The sequence below is a fragment of the Cupriavidus sp. WS genome, from assembly GCF_000395345.1.
GTDB lineage: Bacteria > Pseudomonadota > Gammaproteobacteria > Burkholderiales > Burkholderiaceae > Cupriavidus > Cupriavidus basilensis_B.
In genome coordinates this window covers 1-2,554 of sequence record NZ_AQPL01000464.1, presented here as the reverse complement: position 1 = coordinate 2,554, position 2,554 = coordinate 1, and the positions used below count along the sequence as shown (strand labels likewise).

Below are 2,554 nucleotides of genomic sequence, written 5' to 3'. Positions count from 1 at the left end.
GGATGACGGTTTCGGTCATGGCCGGGTCAGCCGGGCGCGGTCAGCCCGCGCTCGACCGCGTAGACCGCGATCTGGACGCGGCTGGTCAGGTTGAGCTTCTTGAGGATGTTCTGCACGTGGATCTTGACCGTGCTTTCCGCCACGCCCAGCTCGCGCGCGATCTCCTTGTTGCTTTCGCCGCGCGCCAGGCCGCGCACGATCTCGTGCTCGCGCGAGGTCAGGCGGGCCTTGTCGCCGGCGCTGGCCGCCGCCGCGGGCTGCGGGGCGGGCGCGCGGAACTGCGCGACCAGCTTTTCCGTCATGCCGGGCGAGATTACCGCCTCGCCGGCCGCGGCGCGGCGGATGGCGCTGGTCAGGGTTTCCGCCTCGATGTTCTTGAGCAGGTAGCCCTGCGCGCCGCTGCGCAGCGCCGCGGCCAGCTCCTCGGCTTCCTCGGACACGGTGAGCATGACCACGGCGCAGCCGGGCAGGTCTTCCACCAGGAATTTCAGGGTTTCGAGCCCGGACAGGCCCGGCATGTTCAGGTCCAGCAGGATCACGTCGGGCCGGTGCTGCTTGGCCCGCTTGACGCCTTCCACGCCGTCGGCCGCTTCGTCGACGATCTCGAAATCGGTCTGGCGCGCGAGCAGCGCGCGCACGCCCGAGCGGAACAGGGTGTGGTCGTCTATCAGGAGGATGCGGATGGTCATGGTATTCACTCAAGAGGTTGGGCCGGGCCCTGGCGCGGCAGCACGAGCTCCACGCGCGTGCCGGTGCCCGGCGCGGCCACGATGCGCAGGCTGGCGGCCAGCCGCGCGGCGCGCTCGCGCATGATGTGCAGGCCCACGTGGGCCTGGTCGTCGCCGGCCGGCGTCATGGGGTCGAAGCCCTCGCCGTCGTCTTCCACCACCATGCTGAACGCGCGGCCGTTGCGCACGATCACGCTGGCGTGGGCGGCGCGCGCGTGCTTGCGGATATTGGAAAGGGCCTCCTGCAGGATGAACAGCACCTGCAACTGCTGCTCCGGCTGCAGGGGCGGCCCGCCCTGGGCGTCGTTGAACACCAGCGCCAGCTCGGTGCTGCTCTGGCGCCGGAAGCGCGCCACCGTGTCTTCCACCGCCTGCCGCAGCTCGCCGTGCCCGAGCTTGCTGCGGAAGTTGAGCAGGAGCTCGCGCACGTCCTGGTAGCTTTCCTCGACGCCGCAGCGCAGCAGCGGCACCAGCGCGCGGGTCTCGTCCACGTCGCCGCGCGCGACCGCGTCCTGCAGCAGCTGCACCTGCAGGTTCAGGTAGTTCAGGCCCTGGGCGATGCTGTCGTGCAGGCCCTGCGCGACGAGGTTGCGCTCCTCCACCACGGCGAGCTGGCGCGCGGTCTCCGACAGGTGCAGGTGGTCGAGCGCCACGCCGATGTGCTGTCCGAACGTCTCCAGCAGGCGCACGTCGGAGGCGGGCAGCTGCAGCGGATGGCGGAAGTGGAGGGAGAACGTGCCGAGCACCGCGCGCTGGGTCTCGATGCGGAACACGGCCAGCCCCGGCAGGCCCTCGCCGGCGCAGCGAAAGCGCGTGCCGGGCGTGAACTGGCGGGCGGACAGCGCCGCGCCCTTGCCGAGGTCCTCGATCAGCACCACCGATTCGCTCGCGGCCTCGCCGCAGAAGCACGCATCCGCCTGCATGCAGTGCTCGGCCTCCTCGAGCTCCGCGGAGAGGCCGGCCGACACCAGCAGGTGGAGCTGGTTGTGCTCGGCGTCGATCATGCGCACGCTGCCGCCGTCGGCGTCGAACTGCTTCATCACGCGCTGCAGGAAACCGCGGCAGAGCGCCTCGGCGCCGTTCGGCATGTTGAGGAAGGCGGCCATGTCGTAGAGCGCGGTGAGGTCGCGGTTGTGCCGCGCCAGCTCCGCGGTCTTCTGCGACACGCGCGCCTCCAGGTCCTGGTACAGCCCCTGCAGTTCGGCGGCCATCCGGTTGAAGCCGCCGGCCAGCATGCCGAACTCGTCGCGCGTCTCCACCGGCAGGCGCAGCGAGAACTCGCGCGCGGCCATGCGCTGCAGGCCGTCCTGCAGGCGCAGCACCGGCAGGATGATCCAGATGTAGAGCAGGTAGATGACGGCCACCGTGCCCATGCACGCCATCGCCGCCAGCCCGGCCTGCGACAGCCGCAGCAGGGTGGTCTTGGTGGTGTTTTCCTGCTCGATCATGTTGACCAGCAGGTTGATCTGGTCGACGAAGGAGGACAGCGCGGGCAGGTAGGCGCTGGCCTGTCCCGGCTCGGCGCCCAGGTCGGCGAGGGCGTCGGGCTTGATGCGGCGGTTCCAGTCGAGCGTGACCCGCTCGAGCTGCGCGTGGATGGCCGGCGCGCTGGGCAGGAACAGCGGGCGCGCCGGGTCGCCGTGGTGCAGGCGCGCCAGGGTGTCGTCCATGCCGCCGATCTCGGCGTCGAGGCGATGGTTTTCGCCGGCGCGCGCCCTGGCCAGCTCGATGGCGACGCGGTTGGCGCGCATGCGCAGGCTGCCGGCGTCGTTGATGGCGGCACCCGCGCCTTCGAGCTGCCAGGACAGCCACAGCGTGCCGGAAAT

Annotated in this window: 2 protein-coding genes; both read right to left on the bottom strand. The window is 70.9% G+C overall.

Going from position 1 to position 2,554, the window contains the following annotated elements; translation table 11 throughout:
- Nucleotides 1-26: 26 nt before the first annotated feature.
- On the bottom strand, nucleotides 27-689 hold the full coding sequence (locus K206_RS0131325) for a response regulator (protein ID WP_020206267.1): 663 nt from the start codon (nucleotides 687-689) through the stop codon (nucleotides 27-29).
- A 5-nt stretch (nucleotides 690-694) separates the two neighbouring features.
- The coding region (locus K206_RS39835; protein WP_020206266.1) for a type IV pili methyl-accepting chemotaxis transducer N-terminal domain-containing protein at nucleotides 695-2,554 on the bottom strand (1,860 nt) is incomplete at its 5' end.